This window comes from Eisenbergiella tayi, from assembly GCF_001881565.1.
GTDB classification, from domain to species: Bacteria; Bacillota; Clostridia; order Lachnospirales; family Lachnospiraceae; genus Eisenbergiella; species Eisenbergiella tayi.
Window position 1 is genome coordinate 1823319 of sequence record NZ_MPDJ01000001.1, and the last position, 21517, is coordinate 1844835.

The 21517-nt window shown below is 43.6% G+C and carries 15 protein-coding genes; 11 read left to right on the forward strand and 4 right to left on the reverse strand.

All coding sequences use genetic code 11. The features are described from left to right. Window positions 1-84: 84 nt before the first annotated feature. The gene (locus tag BLA28_RS07815) at window positions 85-1815 is read left to right on the forward strand and encodes a type 2 periplasmic-binding domain-containing protein (protein WP_071698964.1); all 1731 of its coding nucleotides are present in this window, start codon (window positions 85-87) and stop codon (window positions 1813-1815) included. Here BLA28_RS07815 and BLA28_RS07820 read toward each other — a convergent pair whose 3' ends face one another. After that, entirely contained in the window at window positions 1816-2910 is a 1095-nt protein-coding gene (locus BLA28_RS07820) for a diguanylate cyclase domain-containing protein (protein WP_071698965.1), read from the reverse strand. Window positions 2911-3163: 253 nt separating this feature from the next. On the opposite strand from BLA28_RS07820, the gene BLA28_RS07825 reads away from it, so the two are divergent. Then, window positions 3164-3931 carry a LytTR family transcriptional regulator DNA-binding domain-containing protein gene (locus BLA28_RS07825; protein WP_071698966.1) on the forward strand — a complete coding sequence of 256 codons (768 nt, stop codon included), beginning with the start codon at window positions 3164-3166 and terminating at the stop codon, window positions 3929-3931. A gap of 88 nt (window positions 3932-4019) precedes the next feature. On the opposite strand, the gene BLA28_RS07830 is transcribed toward BLA28_RS07825, so the two are convergent. Together BLA28_RS07830 and BLA28_RS07835 are read right to left on the reverse strand one after the other, a co-directional pair. Further along, complete coding sequence (locus BLA28_RS07830; RefSeq protein WP_071698967.1) at window positions 4020-4592, reverse strand: zinc ribbon domain-containing protein; 573 nt, start codon at window positions 4590-4592, stop codon at window positions 4020-4022. 152 nt (window positions 4593-4744) lie between these two features. Then, on the reverse strand, window positions 4745-5956 hold the full coding sequence (locus BLA28_RS07835; protein WP_044964852.1) for an iron-containing alcohol dehydrogenase: 1212 nt from the start codon (window positions 5954-5956) through the stop codon (window positions 4745-4747). Between the two features lie 223 nt (window positions 5957-6179). Between BLA28_RS07835 and BLA28_RS07840 the strand changes: the two genes are divergently transcribed. From BLA28_RS07840 to BLA28_RS07875, 8 genes are all read left to right on the forward strand, one after another. Beyond that, window positions 6180-7742: a response regulator gene (locus BLA28_RS07840; protein ID WP_069159220.1), complete on the forward strand. Its 1563-nt coding sequence runs from the start codon at window positions 6180-6182 to the stop codon at window positions 7740-7742. Window positions 7743-8151: 409 nt separating this feature from the next. Then, window positions 8152-9102: an ABC transporter permease gene (locus BLA28_RS07845; protein WP_069159219.1), complete on the forward strand. Its 951-nt coding sequence runs from the start codon at window positions 8152-8154 to the stop codon at window positions 9100-9102. 13 nt (window positions 9103-9115) lie between these two features. Continuing rightward, the gene (locus BLA28_RS07850; protein ID WP_009256348.1) at window positions 9116-10027 is read left to right on the forward strand and encodes a carbohydrate ABC transporter permease; all 912 of its coding nucleotides are present in this window, start codon (window positions 9116-9118) and stop codon (window positions 10025-10027) included. 74 nt (window positions 10028-10101) lie between these two features. Further along, window positions 10102-11769: an extracellular solute-binding protein gene (locus BLA28_RS07855; protein WP_169897208.1), complete on the forward strand. Its 1668-nt coding sequence runs from the start codon at window positions 10102-10104 to the stop codon at window positions 11767-11769. Window positions 11770-11833: 64 nt separating this feature from the next. Next, entirely contained in the window at window positions 11834-13882 is a 2049-nt protein-coding gene (locus BLA28_RS07860) for a glycoside hydrolase family 31 protein (protein WP_069159217.1), read from the forward strand. Between the two features lie 155 nt (window positions 13883-14037). Then, window positions 14038-15810: a sensor histidine kinase gene (locus BLA28_RS07865; RefSeq protein ID WP_069159216.1), complete on the forward strand. Its 1773-nt coding sequence runs from the start codon at window positions 14038-14040 to the stop codon at window positions 15808-15810. 267 nt (window positions 15811-16077) lie between these two features. After that, window positions 16078-17760, forward strand: coding sequence for a M3 family oligoendopeptidase (locus BLA28_RS07870; protein WP_009256344.1), 1683 nt, complete (start codon window positions 16078-16080; stop codon window positions 17758-17760). A gap of 6 nt (window positions 17761-17766) precedes the next feature. Next, window positions 17767-18720, forward strand: coding sequence for a 3'-5' exonuclease (locus BLA28_RS07875; protein WP_009256343.1), 954 nt, complete (start codon window positions 17767-17769; stop codon window positions 18718-18720). Window positions 18721-18774: 54 nt separating this feature from the next. Here BLA28_RS07875 and BLA28_RS07880 read toward each other — a convergent pair whose 3' ends face one another. Then, window positions 18775-20091 carry a D-alanyl-D-alanine carboxypeptidase family protein gene (locus tag BLA28_RS07880; protein ID WP_408607637.1) on the reverse strand — a complete coding sequence of 439 codons (1317 nt, stop codon included), beginning with the start codon at window positions 20089-20091 and terminating at the stop codon, window positions 18775-18777. A gap of 503 nt (window positions 20092-20594) precedes the next feature. Between BLA28_RS07880 and BLA28_RS07885 the strand changes: the two genes are divergently transcribed. Next, window positions 20595-21344, forward strand: coding sequence for a DUF6577 family protein (locus BLA28_RS07885; protein WP_050018515.1), 750 nt, complete (start codon window positions 20595-20597; stop codon window positions 21342-21344). Window positions 21345-21517 lie beyond the last annotated feature (173 nt).

Here is a 21517-nt window from a genome sequence, read left to right on the forward strand (position 1 = left end):
AGTATAAAAGAGCATTGAAAGATTGTCAATGTATGTACGACTCTGCGTGCTGTGTGATAAACCCGGATTTAAGGAGACAATGATATGAAAAAAAGAATTAAGAAAACCCTGTCTGTTTTGGCTTTGTGTACTCTGGTTTTTGCGGTAACGGGATGTGCAAAAGAGAAAGAAGCAAATCTGTATGAGGAATTCATCGTAGTGGATGTGTTTGATTCTCTTGCCAATTTCCAGGGAATACAATCAGGCTGGTTTGCTGAAATTGTGAAGGATAAATTCAATATGGAACTTAATATCATTGCGCCTAATGTTTCCGGCGGAGGGGATACCCTGTTCGAGATCCGTTCTGCGGCAGGCAATCTGGGAGATTTGGTAGTATGTTCGGCGGAAAACGGTATATTGCAGGATATGGTTACAGCCGGGCTGATAATTGATATGGAACCTTATTTGAAAAACAGGCAGATTATGCGCTTTAAAGATGCCATATATGATCTGAACAACAATGTCAGCCAGCCGGGTATTTATGCCATTCCTTCCGAATTGTCCATGAATTCCCCGCTGGTCCCCATGGAAAACCCGGATCCTGTATATGGACCCTATATCCGCTGGGATCTGTATAAAGAACTGGGATATCCCCAAATCGATGCGCTGGAGGATCTGCTCCCTGTTCTGAAACAAATGCAGGAACTGGAACCGGCTGCCGATAACGGGGAGAAAACCTATGCATTTTCCTTTTTTAAAGACTGGGATTCCAATCTGATGAATGCGGTGAAACAGCCCTGCTGTTTTTACGGCTATGATGAATACGGTTTTGTGCTTGTGAAAGCGGACAGCAGTGATTATCAGAGTATTATAGATCCGGATTCCCTATATGTGAGAGTATTGAAATGGTACTTTGACGCAAACCAAATGGGGCTGGTGGATCCGGAATCAAGTACGCAGACGTTTGAAAGTTTTGAAACCAAATATAAAGAAGGCCAGCTGCTTTTTTGTACATGGCCCTGGGTAGCCCAGCCTGCATACAATACACAGGAGAGGACAAAAGAAGGAAAAGGATTTATGATGGCGGATATCGGGGATATGGTTATTTATTCCTACGGCTGCAGCCCTGTAGGAAATCAGAAGGTAGTGATGTCCATCGGCTCCAAGGCGGAGGATCCGGAAAGACTGGCGGCATTCGTTGACTGGCTGTATTCACCGGAAGGAATACGGAATAACAGGGCGCAGACCTCGGGTGGAATGGCAGGACCGGAAGGCTTATGCTGGGAATATGGGGAAGACGGCCCTTATTTAACGGATTTTGGTAAAAAAGCCTTGCTGGGCGAGGATGTGGAGGTTCCGGAGGAATGGGGGAAAGGCACCTGGTCGGAAGGAATATCCGCATTGAATTACAGTACCGTTGCTTCCTGCGAACTGGATGAAAAAGGGTATCCGTATGCGTATCTTCTATGGGATTCGGTAAGGAACATGAATATTTCCCCGCTGGAAATCGATTGGAGAGAAAAAATGGGGGCAGAAACAACCATGGAATATCTGCAGAAAAACAATAAGATCCTTGTTTCTCCGGGTACCGGCTATATGGCTCCCCAGGAAAATTCTGAGATGGCTGCTATCCGGCGGCAGTGCCGGAAGGTTATTCAAGAATATTCCTGGAATATAGTATTTGCCGCAGATGAGGCGGAATTCAACCGTTTGTATGAGCAAATGTGCAAGGAAGTGAAGGAGCTGGGCTATGAAACCATGCTGGATATCGATCTGTGGAACGCGAAGAAAAAAGAAGACGCGAGATGGGAAGCTGTGCGGAATTATGAAAAATAATTATGTTTCTTTATTCGTTGAACATTTGTCTTTCTGCAACGGCTGCAGCGGATAAAAACTAAAAGACAGAAGAAGATCTTCCCTGTCAGGAACCCGTACCCGGAAAGAATTCTGGATACGGGTTGTGATGATGTTCATATTTTCCAAAGCTGCACCGGGCAGCATGGCCAAAAACTGACAGCTGCTGTACCGGGTATAAATATCGCTGGAACGAAGGGAACTGCACAGGCTTTCTCTTAATTTTTCCATCAGAAAAGCCCTGTTATCAAGAGAAATAAAAACGCCGTCCTGATCAGTCATGGATACAAGAATCATGTGAACACTTGATCCGGTTCGTGATAAACCCCGTACTAAAAAACGGTATACGGATATAAATACATCATAATTCTGACAATAAGCTCCTTTTGCAGGATTAGATTCCCGGAGCTGAAGACTGATAGCTTTAATATCACTTGCAGCGACTGAATGATTCTGTCTTGTTTCCATGCCGGCATCACTTGTTTTCATTGTGGGCTTATAAAAATTAAGGGCCTTATTCCAGTCCTTTTTTCCAATTCGCATGGCAATGTCTGCTTTTTCATACAAGGTCTGAAAACTGTCAGTATCGCGTGAAAACTCTGCGCCGACCGTAACACAAAGCCGCCCATTTATGCCCAGTTGTTGTCCTGCCTGCTTAAATCGGGAATTGAGACTGCCCACTTTATTCTTTATCATGTCTTCCTTATATTCACCTGGCATAAATACTGCAAATTCATCACCGCCAATACGCCCAATCAGATCTTTTCTGAAGAAACACAACTCCATAATTCTTGACAGTTCGACTAATGTCCTGTCTCCTGTAAGATGGCCATATTTGTCATTAATGTACTTAAATTCGTCTATATCCATCATAAGAAATACTCCGGGAATTTTATCTGTGAGCAATTTGTTTACTTCTGATTCAATTGCCCTGCGATTCAATAATCCTGTCAAAGAATCCTGCTGTGTTAATTTTTGGAGACGTGAATTTTCCATTTTTAACACCTCAAGTTCATCAGTATTATCAGTCTTTTGTACCATACCTTCTTCACAACTCTTTTTCCGATTTATGCTCATGAATGGCTGCTCCTTTATATACCCTTACCACATTTAGAACGAGAATCTATATATGATTTGTTCTATAAGAATAATGGATTTATAATAATTTTATTTTACAGCCTGGTAATTTTAAAATCAATAAAATTCGTAAACGGAAAATATAGTTCGTAAACAGAATAGAATGTTGCATGAGACGAATATATCAGTTATAATAAATTCAATATTTTCAAAAATAATACGGTAATAATATAAAAGAAGACAGAGAGAAAAAATGAGATACAGTAATTATACAAAGCAGGAAATTTTAGAAAAGACCCGTGAAGCCATACATATGTTTATACGCAAACAGGTCAGACCATTCGCTGAATTGCTGGATGACAATTTCGTATGGATCGGGGATTTTGAACCGCTTTACATGAAGGGAATTCCTGCCTTTTTGGAAAGTGTAAAAGAAGAGATCCAGGAACAGCCTGTAGATATTACAGAAGAAGAGTATGCTCTATTGTCTCATGAAAGCCATATATGGATAACGTATGGACGTTTTACGGCGACAGCTTTGGGGCTTTCTTCCAGAATCCATTTCACCTTTGTATGGAGACAAAACGGTAATGCTTTACGGCTCCTTCATGCCAATGCCAACCATGCCAAGAAGATGCCGTATGAAAATGCACAGTCCAAGATATTTGAAAATTGTAACCAGACAGATCATATGCTTTATCCGGCAGATGCCAGTAAGCTGACGATCCGTAATCTGAGCGGAAGTATTCATTATCTGCTGACAGATGAAATATTATTTATGAAAGCGAATAATAAGATCTGTGAGATTGTAACACAGAATGGTATTGTTTCCTGTCGTATGACTTTAACAGAACTTGAAAATTTCCCATTCATCCGGATCCATAAGAGTTATCTGGTAAACAAGGCTTATATCCGTGAGATATGCCGGTATACGGCGGTATTATCAAACGGAATACAGCTTCCTATCGGGAAAAAATGGTATATGGACTTAAAAAAGTGCTTGAAGGAAAGAGGAGAGTAGCTGAAATTTTCTTTTATCTAAAATATAAAAATGCTGCAGATTCTAATCGGATCCGCAGCGTTTTTATATTTTATTTCATAGATAATATTTATTGCGGAGTGATGGTTGCCCCGCAATGCCCGCAGAATTTCGCGTCCTTATTCAGCGGTTCCCCGCATACAGGACATTTTGCCGTTTCCGTTTTATCCTCTTCCTTTGCTGCCTTTTCCGGTTCAAGAGAAGAACCGCATTGCGTACAGAACTTCAGCCCCTCCGGATTTACCGCCTGACAATTGGGGCATACGACCATAGATTCCGGTTCCGGCGCTTTTTCGTCGGCTTCAGCCTCTTCTTTAGTCTCTTCTTCCTTTTTCGGTTCTTCCTGTCCGGAAGACTCTTTGTTTACACCGTTTTCTTTTTTAATCCGTTCTATTTCCGCCTGTGCCTGCTCGATAGCCTCATAATGGCTGGCTGCGTTGTCACAGAATTCCTGGATTTCCGTATCAATGGGTTCCTCATCAGCGAATTTTTTATAGTAAAACTCTCCGATTTTTTTCAGATCCTCAGCCACCGCACTTTTTTCTGTAGCGATTTTAGCATTCAGCTTTGTGATCTCAATAGCATCATTCGTTCTGTCACCGATATTCTTAGCGATATTTCCAATCTTATCAAATAAATCCATATTATCAATACCTCCTTTTCCAACATTCTATGCGCAGATTTGGGAAATAACAAGGGACTTTAGAAATACTTTAGAAAGATTAAGAATTTCTTTTTCTATGAAAAGAGCCGTTGTCCAAAATGGGCACCGGCTCTTTCGTATAGGGGAAACTCTTAGAAATCTATTTCTGCATCATAGTAGCATGCCTTCAGGAGCTTTTCCATTTCCTCCTGTGTGGGGATACGGGGATTGCTTCCTGTACAGGCATCACCGATTGCAAGCTCTGCAACAGTGGGAAGCTTATCCAGGAATTCCTTCTCATCAATGATGGAGGTATCGGCTATAAGGCCGCCTTCACCATAATTCTTAATTCCGAGAGGGATATTCAGCATTCTGTTCATATTACGCAGTTCTTCAATTAAAGCTTCAATCAGCTCGTCCGTGGTATTGCCGGGAAGGCTGATAAATCTGGCAATGTCCGCATAACGTTCAGCGGCTTCCTCATTTTTGGCGTTAAATTTAATAACCTTGGGAAGATACATGGCATTGGCTGCACCGTGGATAATATGTCCTCCGGAGAAGGCAGCGCCTGTCTTGTGAGCCATGGAATGGACAATTCCCAACAGGGCGTTGGAGAATGCCATACCTGCCAGGCACTGCGCATCATGCATCTGAGCCCTGGCGTCCATATCGCCGTCATAGGATTTCTTAAGGTAATCATGAATCATTTTAATCGCATGAAGCGCCAGGGGATCCGTATAGTTGCAATGTAAGGTGGAAACATAAGCCTCAATTGCATGGGTCATGGCATCCATGCCTGTATGCGCTACCAGCTTGGGAGGCATTGTCTCCGCCAGGGCAGGATCAACGATTGCCACATCAGGAGTAATGTTGAAGTCTGCCAGAGGATATTTGACACCCTTCTGGTAATCAGTGATAACTGCAAATGCGGTAACTTCCGTTGCCGTTCCGGATGTAGAAGGAATCGCACAGAAATGAGCTTTCTGACGCAGTTCCGGGAAGGAAAACGGAGTGATCAGATCTTCAAAGGTTACATCCGGATATTCATAAAATGCCCACATGGTTTTGGCTGCATCGATAGGAGAGCCTCCGCCCATGGCAACAATCCAGTCGGGTTCGAATTCCTGCATCATTTTGGCACCGCGCATAACTGTTTCTACAGAAGGATCAGCTTCCACACCTTCGAAAAGCTTAACTTCCATGCCGGCTTCCTTCAGATACTCTTCAGCCTGTCCCAGAAATCCGCCTCTCTTCATGGAACCGCCGCCAACTACAATAATGGCTTTTTTTCCTTTAAGATTCTTCAGTTCAGCCAGAGATCCTTTTCCATGATATAAATCACGCGGTAAAGTAAAACGTCCCATTGCAAATACCTCCTTAAAATATGTAATAGTGTCGTAACCGGGTATGTCATGCTCCCCTCAATGTCATTTTATTATATGACGCCCCGTTTGTTAATATTTTAACACTATTAACAAATAATGTCAAATGAAATAAAATAACTTACGATTTTGTGAATACTGTGTTTCTTGAATTATTTTCTCTACTATAGTATTCTTGTATCAAAAGGAAAAAGGGGGGAGAAGAATGGACATCAGTATTTTAATTGTAGATGATGATAAGCTGGTGGTGGAAAAGCTGGTGGAAGGGGTTAACTGGAAGCAGCTGGGGATAGGTATCGTACTGACTGCCTATAATATCAGACAGGCTAAGGAAATCCTGGAAGAGGCCAGGGTGGATATTCTTCTTTCTGATATTGAAATGCCTCAGGGGAGCGGACTGGAACTGCTGGAATGGGTCAGAAATAAAGAGATTCCCGTGGAATGTATATTTTTAAGCAGCTATGCCTATTTTGCCTATGCCCAGAAAGCAATCAACCTCAAATCAAGGGAATATATGTTAAAACCGGTTTCCAACAGAGAACTGGAGGAAGCTTTGGGAAGCATTGTGGAGATTCTGCAGAAAAAACGGGAAGAACAGGGAGAAGGGGAGGACAAAAAATCAGCCTTTTGGGAGAGGTATCTTCTGCAGGAAAACTACAGCCGGTCTCTCCTTGAGAAAGGTTATAAAGAGGGGATATGCAGTCCGGAGGGGAAATATTTTCTGGAAATCATACGGATTTTTCCCGATTCTGATACTAAGAAAAAGAAGAATCTTGTTTTGTATCATTTTATTATTCAGAATGTTGCCGCAGAATTCATGGAAGACAGGCATCAGAAGCTGATGGCCGTCCTCCGTGAGAGTGATTATGAATGGGTTCTTGTGGCGGAAGAAAAAGGAAGCCAGGAAGAAAGAAAAATGGATTCCTGCCAGCTGAAGGAATGTCTGGAAAAAGCGCTGCATATGCGTGTATGCTTTTATATGGGAGTGAGTTCTTCCGTGGAAGAGCTGGGAAAAAGCCGGAGGAATCTGGAACAGATGGAGCAGGAAGCGGTACCCGGTAATAACGGGATGCTTTTTGAAGAGGAATGGGATAAGAAGGATATTGCCTATGTATCCCCGCCGTGGGAGATTTGGGAAAAGGAAATGTCGGCTTCGGATATGATAGCCGATACCCAGGAGAAAATCCTTCATTTTCTGGAGGAGCTCTGGAACAGCAATCAGGTGACAATTTCCACACTGGAGCAATTCCGGAGGGAACTGATGCAGATGATATACAGGTATCTGAATAAACAGGATGTGCTGATTACCAGGATTTTTGACGGAAGAGAATTTGATGAGCATTATGAGAGTGCGGTGGCAACCCTTCCAGACATGGAAATTTTTATCCGTTATATTTTTGAAAAGCTTGCTGGCTTTCAGCATCAGGATAACCGGCAGGAGTCGGTGGTAGAACAGATCAAGCACTACATAAATGATCATCTGAAGGAGGATTTGTCCCGGAAAACCCTGGCCGGATCCGTATATTTGTCAGAAGATTATGTTTCCAAGATATTTATGAATGTTACCGGAATCTCCATCCCAAGCTATGTAGCCTCCTGCAGGATGCAGAAAGCGCAGGAATATCTGAAGTATTCCACCTTTTCAGTGAGCAAGGTGGCGCTGGAGGTAGGCTACAGCAACTTTTCCTATTTCAGCAAAACCTTCCGGGATTATACCGGCTGCACTCCCAATGAGTACAGAAACAGGGTAACAAAAAAGCAGGATTAAGAAAGCCGTATAAAAAGCAATAATAGCAGATATATGTAATACAGGGCCCCTTTTCCATTCGGAGTATCTGATTCATATATCTGCTTTTTTTTCGGGCAATTATCACATTTTTGTTATCAGGCCGGAATAATGACAGATTTATGTTTATCCCCTCCTATTGACTTTTATATAAATTATCATTTTTAAGCTGTAAATAACAAAATTATGGCCTTCTTTACGGAGCTTATATAAAGAAAACCCCGTATTTTTGTTATGTGCTCAGCTTAGAATTTATAGATTAATATTTCATAAAAATATACAATATTTACAGAAAGCAAAATAAATATTTGTACAATAATTAAAACTGACGAAAAAGTATGGCATAATCCTAAAAAAGTAGCACAAGTAATTAAAAAAGAAGTTGGGAGTGATGAAAAGAGTGGCACGACAGAAAACAGCAGTAAGCACTGCAAAGCCAGTCAGTATCGGAAAGAGGTTGAAAAGAAGCGGTTCCCTGTATTTGCTGATGCTTCCCTCGCTGGTAATTATGTTCCTTTTTACCTATATTCCGATGTATGGCGTATCCATAGCTTTCAAAGATTTTACACCGTCGCAGGGAATCATGGGGAGCAGCTGGGCCGGGCTGAAGTATTTCAGACAGTATTTTAATTCCTATCAGTTCTGGATAACCATCAAAAATACGCTGGTAATCAGCTTATACAGCATTGTGGTTACTTTCCCCCTCCCGATTGCACTGGCACTTATGTGCAATCAGATGGCAAGAAAGGGATTCAAGAAGTTTTTTCAGGTATCCACTTATCTTCCCCACTTTATTTCCACAGTGGTTATGTGCGGTATGATCATCCTGTTCCTTTCACCCAGCCAGGGAATTATTGCAAAGCTTCTGAGCTTTGTGGGAATTACCCTTCCCAACCTGATGGGCCAGCCCTCCGCTTTTTCCAGTATCTATGTATGGACCGAAGCCTGGCAGCATGTGGGCTGGGACAGTATCCTTTACATAGCGGCCCTGTCGGCAGTGGATCCTTCCCTTTATGAGGCGGCTACCATGGACGGCGCCAGCAAATGGCAGAAGCTGGTGAATATCGATATTCCCATGCTGCTTCCTACCGCAACCATCATGTTTATCCTCCGTACAGGCAGCATCATGAGCGTAGGCTTTGAAAAGGTTTATCTGCTTCAGAATACCCTTAACAGCAGTGCGAGTGAAATCATCTCCACCTATGTATATAAGATGGGTCTGGTAAGCAGCCAGTACAGCCTGTCAGCCGCAATCGGCCTGTTTAACAATATAATAAATCTGGTATTGCTTCTTTCTGTGAACTATATCTCAAAGAAGATGAGTGATACTTCACTGGTATAAGGGGGAAACAGAAATGTCCAATAAAAACGGAACTGCCGGGATAAGGGTTAAAAAGTCTAAAAACGACAAGGTATTTGATTTCTTCCTTTATCTTCTGGCTATCATAATCATCATTATTGTTCTATATCCGATGTATTTTATTATTATTGCATCCATAAGCAACCCTTCGGATGTATCGGCAGGAAATATCGTATTTCTGCCCAAAGGAATTAATTTCAAGGGTTATTTGAAACTGGGTGAATATTCCCAGCTTTGGGTGGGGTATAAAAACACCATTTTGTATACGGCTCTGGGAACGGTTCTTTCCCTTGTGGTAAATATACCTGCCGCTTATGCTCTTTCCCGAAAGGATTTGTGCGGGAAGAAGCTGTTTACCATTTACTATCTGATTCCCATGTTTTTCACGGGCGGCCTGATTCCTACCTATCTGGTTATTAAGGATTTCAACCTGCTCGATAATTTCTGGGTTATGGTAGTGCCGTTTTCCGTAATTACCTATTATATCATTGTGGCCAGGACCTTCTTTAACAACAGTATCCCTGATGATTTATGGGAGGCCGCACAGATAGACGGCTGCGGAAACCTGAACTTTTTCTTCAAAATAGTTCTTCCCCTTTCCAAAGCGGTTATTGCAGTCATAGCGCTGTGGACGGCGGTAGGACAGTGGAACTCCTATTTCAACGCATTGATTTATCTGCGCAGCCCGGAGCTGCAGCCTCTGCAGCTGGTATTGAGGAATATACTTATCAGCAACCAGAAGATCAGCGCCATGACAACCGGCGCGGCAGCAGTGGAAGCCAAGCAGATGGCTGACCTGATTAAATATGCGGTAATTGTGGTATCCTCCGCACCCATTATGTGTATGTATCCTTTCGTCCAGAAATATTTCAACCAGGGCGTTATGCTCGGGTCTCTGAAGGGATAATGAAAGCTAAGGTATTGATTGCTTGGAAAGCAAAAGTACATAAATATTTATTTTTAAGAAAAGGAGAGATGAAAATGAGCTATTGGAAAAAAGCACTTAGTATCGGACTGGCAGCAGTGATGACAGCATCCATGCTTGCAGGATGCGGCGGCAACAACAAAGATACCGCGCAATCGGGAGGGAATACCGCGGGGACACAGGCGTCAGATACGGCGGAATCAGCAGATAACGGAACCTCTGAAGATATCACTACTTATAAAATCGCGACTGTGCGCTGGACGGATGCATGGCCTGTGGATTTCCTGGAAAGCGGCTTTATGAAAGAGCTGGAAGAAAAGCATGGAATCAAAATCGAATGGCAGGTATATTATGACAATGACTGGCAGGAACAGAAATCCCTTCTGCTGGCATCCGGAGACCTTCCTGACGCATTTTTCGGTTCTATCTGTCTGAAGGATACCGATATTTCCCAGAATAAGGATTATTTCCTGGAGCTTACGGATCTGATTGACCAGAATATGCCGAATCTGAAGGCTGTTTTTGAAAAAGAGCCGGAGCTGCTGGCAAGGGCAAAGGATCGTAACGGAGAAATTTACAGTCTTGTGAAAAAGCTTCCTTTAAGACCGGAAGTCTGCGGCAATATTCTTTATATCAACAAGGAATGGCTGGATAACCTGAACCTTGAGGTTCCCACAACCTATGAAGAACTGGAAAATGTTCTGGAAGCATTCGTAACAGAGGATGCGGACGGTGACGGCGATCCGAATAATGAAATCGGAATCACAGGGGCAAGCAGCTTAAATGCCTTGAGCGGGTGCCTGCGTAATTACCTGTTCCCTTTCGGAACCATGGTAAGCAGAGATAACAATTACATGAGCCTTGTAGACGGAAAACCTGTTTTCATGCCGGTAGAAGAGAATTATAAGGAATCTGTAAAATGGTTCAGCGATATGTATCAGAAGGGCATCATCGATCCTGAATTCTTCACGCAGGAGGATGCCATGAGAAGAAGCAAGCTGCAGGCGGAAGGCGGTTCCCAGGTAGGTCTGGTATCGGCATGGACAGCTGATGCGGAAACAGGCCTGAACGTAGGTCAGTTCGTTCCTCTGGAAGCGATTACAGGACCGGACGGAAAGCATCATGTGGAAAATGCACAGAATTTCCTTGATATTTCAGACAGAGAACTGCTTATCACCAAAAACTGCCAGAATCCTGAAAAGCTTCTTGCATGGGCTGATGACTTCTATACGGATTTAGCTTCTATGCAGACCTTCTATGGTTCCATACCGGATCAGATACAGGATAACGGCGACGGAACCTATGATGTGCTCGTTCCTTCCGATGGAAGCTCCCTGGATACTTCCGCATGGTCCAATTCCATGCGTGACTTCGGACCGAAATATATGAATCCTGAATTTTATGACAAGGTAAGCCTTCCTGCAGATCAGGGTGACGGGATCAAACTGGCTGAGGATGCCATCAACGGCAAATATATAGCAGATGACAATGTTATCGGATTCCCTATGGTAAAATATACGGATGAAGAACTGACACAGTTAACAACGCTTGGCACGGATATTTATAAATATGTGGAAGCACAGTTTGCACACTGGGTAGTAGACGGAGGCATCGATGAAGAATGGGATGCTTACCTGAAGCAGCTGGACAGCATGGGCTTACAGGATCTGATGAATATTCAGAACGGAGCTTATGAAGCATATCTGCAGTCCATGGGCAAGTAAGACAGCCGGGTGCATATCCTGTAGGATGTGCACCCATTTTTAGTAAGAAAAGAAGGGGAAAAATATGATTTTCAAAAAAGACAACTGCCTGATCTATCAATATGACAACGAGACGGTTCAGATTGAGCCGTGGGGGAACAATGCGGTAAGGGTGAGGGCTTCTATGAACGCTTCTTTTACCGGAAATAACTGGGCTTTGGAAGAAAAGGCGGAGGGAAAAGGGGAGATAGTCGTTTATGATGACAGAGATGCCTCCGCAGTGGTATATGCCAATATGTACAGCGGTAAAAATGAGTCCTTCGGCTCCCTTACTAATGGGAAAATAACTGCAGTGGTGAATGCGGACGGCGTTCTTTCTTTTTATAATCAGGACAAGAAGCTGCTGCTGAAGGAGCAGTGGAAGCGCCTTAAGGATTGTCCCAGCATGCCTCTTAATGTATACGGACGGGAATTCAAGGCCGTGGCGGGGGATTCCTTCCATGCGGCTGCCAGATTCATAGCGGATGATGAAGAGAAAATTTTCGGTATGGGTCAGTATCAGCAGAAATATATGAATATGAAGGGCTGTATGCTGGAGCTGGCGCAGAGAAATTCCCAGGTGAGCGTTCCTTTTTATGTGTCAAATATAGGCTACGGATTTCTATGGAATAACCCGGCAGTTGGCAAGGTTACCTTTGGCGTGAACGGAACGGAATGGGAAGCGGAATGCACGAAGGAGCTTGATTATCTTGTGATTGCAGGTGATACGCCGGCAGAAATCGAAGAAACCTATATGGGACTGGTTGGCAAAGCTCCCATGATGCCTGAATATGGCCTTGGCTTCTGGCAGTGCAAGCTCCGTTATCAGACACAGGAGCAGCTCCTTGCGGTAGCTCATAAATATAAAGAACTGGGACTTCCGCTGGATGTCATTGTGGTGGACTTTTTCCACTGGACACAGCAGGGGGAATATAAATTCGATGAAAAATACTGGCCGGATGTTCCGGGGATGTGTAAGGAACTGGCGGACATGGGAATCCGTGTGATGGTTTCTGTATGGCCTACCGTGGATTATCGGTCGGAAAACTTCCGGGAAATGATGGAAAAGGGTTATTTGGTCAGAACGGAAAGCGGCGTGCGTATCGCTATGACCTGTTTCGGACAGGAGCTTTTCTTTGATGCCACCAACCCTGATGCCAGGAGTTATGTATGGAGCAAGATCAAGGAAAATTACTGGGATAAGGGAGCGCGCCTTTACTGGCTGGATGTGGCGGAGCCGGAATATACCACCTATGATTTCAGCAATTACAGATATCAGCTGGGCAGTGTCATGGAGGTGGGTAATATATATCCCAAACTCTATACAAAGGGCTTTTATGACGGCATGAAGGCGGAAGGGGATGAAAATCCCATAAACCTGGTGCGTTCGGCCTGGGCGGGAAGCGCGAAGTACGGCGCGCTTGTATGGTCCGGGGATATTGACAGTACCTTTGAATGCTTCCGCAGACAGATGCGGGCAGGACTTTCCATGGCCATGGCGGGAATTCCCTGGTGGACCACGGATATCGGAGGCTTCCATGGCGCGAGCGGAGAGGATTCCACGTTCAGAAAGCTGTTCATCCGCTGGTTCCAGTATGCCTGCTTCTGCCCTGTGATGCGCCTGCACGGCAACAGGGAGCCTCAGAAGGGTTTTGAGGGAGATATGGTATCAGGAATCGGCCTGTTCGGTTCCGGCGCGGATAATGAAGTCTACAGCTTCGGAGAGGAAGTCTTTGAAATATGTAAGAAATACATGTATTTGAGAGAAACGCTTAAACCTTATATAAAGGAACAGATGCGTATCACCCATGAAAAAGGGACGCCCATCATGCGGCCGCTGTTTTATGATTTCCCGGAGGATAAAAAAGCCTGGGAAACAGACGATGCCTATATGTTTGGCTCTGACTTCTGCGTAGCGCCCATGATGGAGGAAGATTTATACGAGAGAGAGGTTTATCTTCCGGAAGGATGCACCTGGAAGGATGTATTCAGCGGCAGCAGTTATGAGGGCGGACAGACAGTAAAGGTGGATGCTCCGATAGATAAAATACCGGTATTCGTGAGGGCAGACAGCACCTGGACAATGGATTTCTGAAAATAAGGAATGATATTTGGCATTGAATCAATTTGCCGGGTACTTTGCTTATGAATCACATAGCTATATAATAGAAAAAGGAAATGCCTGGCGGGAAGCGAACGATTGAATTGCAAAGTCCTGCCAGGCTGTTTGTATAAACGGGAGGAATAGATATGGCAGGGAAAGCGGAGAAGAAAAATAAAAGTATGGGGAAGCTCACCATACAGGTCATAATTCCTGTTATCATTTTATTCCTGGGTATCCTGGTAGTCATGTTCCAGAGCATGTTTGAGGCAAGGCAGCTGGTATACCGTTATATCGAGGATACCGCCGCACTGTATGTGGAGCAGCTCAATACCGATATCACCAAAATTAATTATGAGATCATCACTCTGACAAATAAAAAAAGAGAAATAAATTCCGTTAAGGGAATCAGGCCGGAGGACAGTAAATATTATCCGGTCCTGAATGAGATCCAGGAACAGAACCGGAATCTGAAAATCCGTTATAAGGAACCCAGCTGCTTTTTTGTGTATCTGGAAGAAGCGGAGCTGTTGATAACGGACAGCGGCAGTATATTTAAAGACAGCCAGAAGCTGGGCCTGAACGGTGCGCTGATGGAGGCCCTCCGGGAGAAGCAGGGAGAACGCACTCCTTATTCCCAGTGGTATTTCATCAATGATGGCGAACAGGATTATGTATTCAGCCGTTTTTCCCAAAATGGTATGACAATGGGATGTGCAATCCGCCTGGAGGATCTGTTTAACACTCTCCGAATAGACAGCCTCGGATACGAAGGAATCCCGTATATACAGGATAAGGACGGCTCCCTATTTATTTCTTCCAGGGACAGGGATAAAATAAGTGTGGAGGATATCAGGAATATCTCGGGAAAAAAGGCGGGCATTTTTACGGAACAGGTAATATACTCCTTTCCTATCAGCGGAATTATCGGTGAAAACAGGGTTTTTCATATCATGATAACTCCCAGCGGCGGCATTCTGGAAAAAATAATGCGACTTCAGGTCATTTTGGTTTTTCTTGCCATAGGAATTATCGTTGGCTGCATCCTGGTAGTCAGAGTCTATTACCAGCGCATCCTGCGCCCTATGAAGCAGTTCGTAAACAGCCTGAAAAATACGGAAGAGGAACAGTGGATCAATGAAAACGGCAGCAATAACATCCTGGAGCTGGAAATGGCAAGCAAGGAGTTCAAGGGACTGCTGCGCAAAATCAAATCTCTGAAAATTGATATCTATGAAAAAGAACTGGCCAGGCAGAAAACAGAGCTGGAAGCCATGCAGGTACAGATCAGACCGCATTTTTACCTTAACTGCCTGAGCCTGATCCACGGAATGGCAGATGTGGCGAAGGAAGAGAAAATTGTGCATATCACAGAAATGCTTTCCAATTATATGCGCTATGTCATGAGCGATACCTTTGAGCCAAGATCCCTGAAGGAAGAAATTGCATTTATACGCAACTATGTGGAAATCCAGCAGATCCGCTACGGCAAGGAAGCATTCTCCTTTGAAGTGATTATGGAAGATACCATCGATACCTACCTCGTGCCCACGCTCATCATACATAATTTCGTGGAAAATGCCATAACCCATGCGGTGTCTCTGGATAATCACGTGGAAATCACCCTCTATATAGTGAATGAAAATTATGAGGACGGAGAGTACCTGTACATCTGCATATCGGATACGGGAACAGGCTTTCCCCCTGATATCCTGGAGGCCATCGAACAGGATACGCCTATATATTATAATGACAGGAAGCATATAGGAATCCAGAACTCCCTGAAAAGGCTGAAGCTGATTTACGGAGAAAAGGCAAAAATTAATTTTTCCAATATGGATGAAGGATATGGGGCTGTGGTTGAAATTACGATTCCGGTACAGAAGGAGCAGAATACAGTCACAAATAAAGACAGGGTTTAAAAGCCCTGTTTTTGTTTGTGACTTTCGGCGCTGTGAGCTGAATGGTATGTTTGACTATACCTGTAAATTATTGTAAACTGATTATAACTGTTCTGCAGGGCAGCGCATTCACTGCGTTGGCCGTAATAAAGTGCTTCAGGAATGCAGAAAAAAGTATGAGACAGGTACCTGTGAGATAAAATAAGAAAATAAGATGGAACAGCTGAAAATGATAGCTTCAGTTTTCCGGAATCAAACGCCCGTTAAAGCGGACAGAGGGGAGCAAATATGAAATTTTCACAAATGCCTTACGAAAGAGTGGATTTCAATAAAGTGGAAGAAGAATTCACTCAGCTTATGAAAGAGTTTAAAGAGGCCCGAAACGGGGAAGAACAGTTTGCAGTGCACCGAAAATATTATGAGCTGCGTGACAGGGTGGATACCCTGATGACAATTGCCCATATCCGCCACGATGTGAATACTGCGGATGAATTTTACAGTGCCGAGCAGGATTACTACGATGAGGAAAGCCCTCGTTACAGCAATATGGTAATTAATTACGAGAAGCTGCTGTACGAGTCCCCTTACCGCAATGTTCTGGAGGATAAGATAGGGCTGGTAGCCTTTAAAAATATGGAATTGTCCCAGAAATCCATGCAGGAGAAGCTGATTCCCCTTGTTCAGGAGGAAAATGCCCTGACGACTGCCTATGAGAAAATCCCCGCTTCTGCGGAATTTGACTGGGACGGGGAAAAGGTAAATATTTCCCGGTTAAAAGCCTATTTGAAAAATCCGGACAGGAATGTCCGCAGAAAAGCGTGGGAAAAATTTTCCGCTTTCTTCAAAGCGCATGAAGAAGAGCTGGACGATATTTATGATAAGCTGGTAAAGAACAGGACCAGGCAGGCAAAAGAGCTTGGTTATGAAAATTATGTGGAACTGGGCTATTACCGAATGAACCGGAACTGCTATACAAGAGAACAGGTAGAAGCCTTTCGGGATCAGGTGAAAAAGGATTTTGTTCCTTTTGTGGAGAAGCTACATGACAGGAGAAGGGAACGCCTGGGACTTGACAAGCTTTCCTTTATTGATGAAGGAGTATATTTTAAAGAAGGGAATCCCAATCCCGTCGGCACTCCGGAAGAAATTCTGGAAGCAGGGCAGAGAATGTACGGACAGCTTTCTCCGGAAACCAAAGAATTCTTTGATTTCATGATGGAAAATGAACTTTTTGATGTGCTGGGGCGCAATAATAAAAGAGTGGGGGGATATATGACCTATCTTCCCGTATACAGGTCTCCCTTTATATTTGCCAACTTTAACGGAACAAGCGCCGATGTGGATGTTATTACCCATGAATGCGGCCATGCCTTCCAGGGCTATCTGTCAGGAATGGATGAAATCCGGGAGCATGGGGATATCACAATGGAAACCGCGGAATGCCATTCCATGTCCATGGAATTCTTCACGGAGAAATGGATGGACTGGTTCTTCGGGGACAAGGCGGACGCGTATAGGGAAATGCATTTTGAGGACGCCATGATGTTCATACCTTATGGCTGTATGGTGGATGAATTCCAGCATATCGTATATGCCAATCCGGATTTGACGCCCGCCCAGAGGAAAGAAGCATGGAGCAGGCTGGAAAAGGAATACAAGCCTCATCTGGATTATGAAGGGGATGAATTCTTCGGAAAGGGAGGATACTGGCAGCAGCAGCATCACATTTACAGCTTTCCTTTTTATTATATTGATTATGTTATCGCACAGACGGTTGCTTTTGAATATAAACTGTGGATGGATGAAGATTTTGAGGCCGCATGGAAGAGCTATCTGAAGCTCTGCCGCCTGTCCGCCGCAGATTTCTTTAATAACATGATTAAAGAAGTGGGACTGAAGCTTCCCTTTGAGGAAGGCTGTCTGAAGGAAATGGCAGGGAAACTGGAAAAGAAGCTGACGAAAGAAGCATAATAGTATATGAATTATATCATATTGGATCTGGAATGGAACCAGGGGAATGAACAGAAAGAAAAACAGCTGAAGGAACTGCCGTTTGAGATTATAGAAATAGGCGCCGTTAAGTTAAACAGCCGCATGGAAATATGCGACAGCTTTCATGAACTTATACGGCCGCAGGTTTATAAAGAAATGCATTATATGACGAAAAAGCTTCTTCACCTTGATATGGAGGAGCTTCAGTCAGGGCGCAGTTTTCTTCAGGTAATAAAGAGCTTCCTTGCCTGGTGCGGGGAGGACTATATGTTCGGAACCTGGGGGCCTCAGGATCTGACGGAGCTGCAGCGGAATATGAAGTTCTATGGGATGGAGCCTCTTGATAAAAAGCCCATGAAATTCTATGATGTACAGAAGCTTTTCAGTATAGCCTTCGAGGATAAGAAATCACGCCGCAATCTGGAATATGCGGTTGATTTTCTTGCCATATCCAAAGATATACCATTTCACAGGGCGCTGAGCGATGCCTATTATACCGGACGCGTACTGGCCAAAATCAAAGATCCCCAGGTACTGCAGATGATATCCTTTGACGGCTTTATTGTGCCTCATAACAAAAAAGAAGAGGTTCATATTGTCTTTGATGATTATGCCAAGTATATCTCCAGGGATTTTGCGGATAAGCAGGAGCTTCTTGCTGACAAGGAGGTTTCTTCCACCAAATGCTATCTGTGCCACCGCAACCTGAAAAAGAAGATCCGGTGGTTCACACCAAACGGAAAGCATTATTACAGTGTATCCTATTGTGAAAAACATGGTTTTATGAAAGGCAAAATACGGGTCCGCAAAACGGAGGACGACCGGGTTTATGCGGTAAAGACCATGAAGTTTATTACGGAAGAGGATGCGGCGGATATATTTAAAAAGAAAGAAAGAGCCCGCGAACTTCGCAGGCTCAGGAAGCATAAGGAAAGCTGAAAAGGCAAAATCCATAAGAAATATCAGGGCCGGACAGGAGTTATCTGATTAAAATCAGAAGCCGTCCGGTCCTTTCGTATACCTGTCAAAATCAATCCCATCCTTTTTACGCCGTTTGCTTCGTTTCAGGCTGATTTTCCTGCGCTTTCCAAAGCTGTAATTTCTAATCAGGGACACAATGGATATCAGCGCAAACAGCGAAACAACAACGGCGACAACAATAATCAGGACATTTTTTATATTAATATAATAAACCTGCCCCACGGCGGTTTTTGCGCTGTCCCCTGTCTTTGAAACGGCAGGGGTATCCTGCACAATTTCCACAGAAGCGCTTCCCACATACGAGCCGTTGTAAGTAAAATTAATTATGGCAGCAGCCTTTTCATTTCCGCCCTCATAATCCAGTTCTGATTCCACATCTTTATAATCAGCGGTGTTTGGAAGTACGATAATATCGGAAGAATTGATAGCCAGCAGCGGAGCGGAATTACCGAAAACATCGCTGTCCGATTCAAAAAAGCTGTTGTTTCCCACTGTATATTTCGTATCCGTTTCCGAAATATTAACGGCATAGAAATTGCTGAACCCGTAATTAAACAGATCTATGGTATCTGTATATTGGGAAGGCGATTCTTCCTTCATAATGACGCAGATAAGCTTCAGCCCGTCTTTCTGGGCACAGGATACCAGCGTCTGTCTGGCCTCCGAGGTATAGCCGGTCTTGCTGCCGACCAGATATTCATAAGCATAAGGTTTATTGGCAAAAAGCTGGTTTTTACTGTGTACATTCATTTCCTGGCTCACAGTGGAGGACACGGGAATGGTGTAATTTGCCGTACTTGCCATTTTGCACAGCAGGTCATTGGAAAAGAAGGCCTGGGCAATTAAAGCCATATCATAAGCCGAGGTATAATGGTTCTCATCAAAAATTCCATTGGAAGTAACAAAGTGGGAATCCCGGCATCCGAGTTCTTTGGCTTTTTTATTCATTAAGTCCACGAAGGAATCAATGCTTCCGCTGATATGTTCTCCGATAGCGTTTCCTGCTTCATTGGCGGATCCGACCAGAAGCCCGTAAAGAGACTGCTCCATGGTAATCTGTTCACCCGCCTTGATCCCCATATTGGAATCGGTCAGCCAGTCAATACTGTTAACCGCTTCATTGGAATAGGTGACGATATCATCCAGGGGACAGCTTTCCATGGCGATCAGGGCTGTAAGAATTTTGGTTATGCTGGCAGGATAAAGCTTGTCGTGGATATTTTTTTCATAAAGGATAGCCCCAGTATTGGCTTCCATCAAAATAGCGGACTGGGCACCGATGAGAGGGCCTGCCGGCCAGTTTTCCCGTGCGTTGGATTCCACAGGCATCTCCTTGCGCGCCTCCGCTTCTTCCTGGAAGCTGTTTCCGGAAGCGGGTGCGGCAGCTGCAGACAAAGGTATGGAAAAAACAAGTGCCGGGCATAAAAAGAAGAAGGTCAGAAAAAGTATAAATTTATGTTTTGTTCTGTGGTGCATTGCCATTTATTTCACCTTATATTTCTTATTTAAACTCAAAATCGTATGATTTTGAGATACTCATATGTGTATGATACGTTTTTACCGTTATCATCATACACTATCTGATGATAAAATTTAAGGGATTTAAGGAAAAATTCATAAAAAGATCGTGTTCACGGAAGCAGTTTTTGTTTCTGACATCCATTTCTGATATACCAGAATCATTCCTTCAGAAAAAATTTGTTCCGGTATCGAAAATGGGATGGAGCTGCTATATTGACATTTTTGTTCTTATTGATTATAATAAATTGCAGTTTCGGCAATAATTAATAAAAATGCCAAAACTGCAAAGCGATATTAGAGGATGTGGTATTATGGAAATGAACCAACTGCAAAGTCTGCTACCGAAGCCAGGATGGATTTTTACAAAAAATGAATTTGCTGATTTGATACATGAAGTCAATCCTCAGTACAGTGAACGTTCTGTCTATTGGCTGCTGCGGAAGCTCCAGCAGGAAAACAAAATACAGAAACTAGGCAAAAACATTTTTGAAACTGTCTGTCAGGAGAAACAGAAGATGCCTTATACCTATGAACACTCCAGCGAGTGGAATCAAATTGTTTCTGGTATTGAAAAAGAGTATCCTCTTGTAGATTTCCAGGCGTGGGAACTGATCCAGCTCAATGAGTTTGTAAACCACCAGATCGCACATAACACAGTATTTATCGAAGTGGAAGATATGTTGGAGGAAGCTGTATTCCATACTTTAAAAAGTAAGTTTCCCTGTGTGTTGCTTTTCCCATCGGAAGAGACATTTTACCGGTATAGATCTCCAGAACAGACCATTGTTATTTTAAAATTGATTTCAGAGGCGCCAAAGCCTGTCGGACAGCCCTATAGTGCCCCCCTGGAGAAACTGCTGGTGGATTTGTTCAGCAGGAAACTGACCGGACACCTGATTGAACGTGCGGAATATCCCGCTGTTTATGAGGAGGCATTTTCCAAATACCTGATAGACCAAAAGAAAATGTTCCGTTATGCAAGACGTAGAGGAGTGGAAGAGGAAATGAAGGAGCTTATCCGTACCAGCACCAATATCAAATTGATTACAAAAGAAAGGTAAATATGCTGCAAAAAGAGAATTTCCGACTGGAGAATATAGGGAGGAAAACGATTGAGAGTTATATCATCATACGCTGTCTGATGGTAATATTTAAAGGAAAATTCATAAAAAATCGTGTTCACGGAAGCAGTGAAGCTTAGGTGAACACGATCTTATGTTCGAAGTACCGAAAA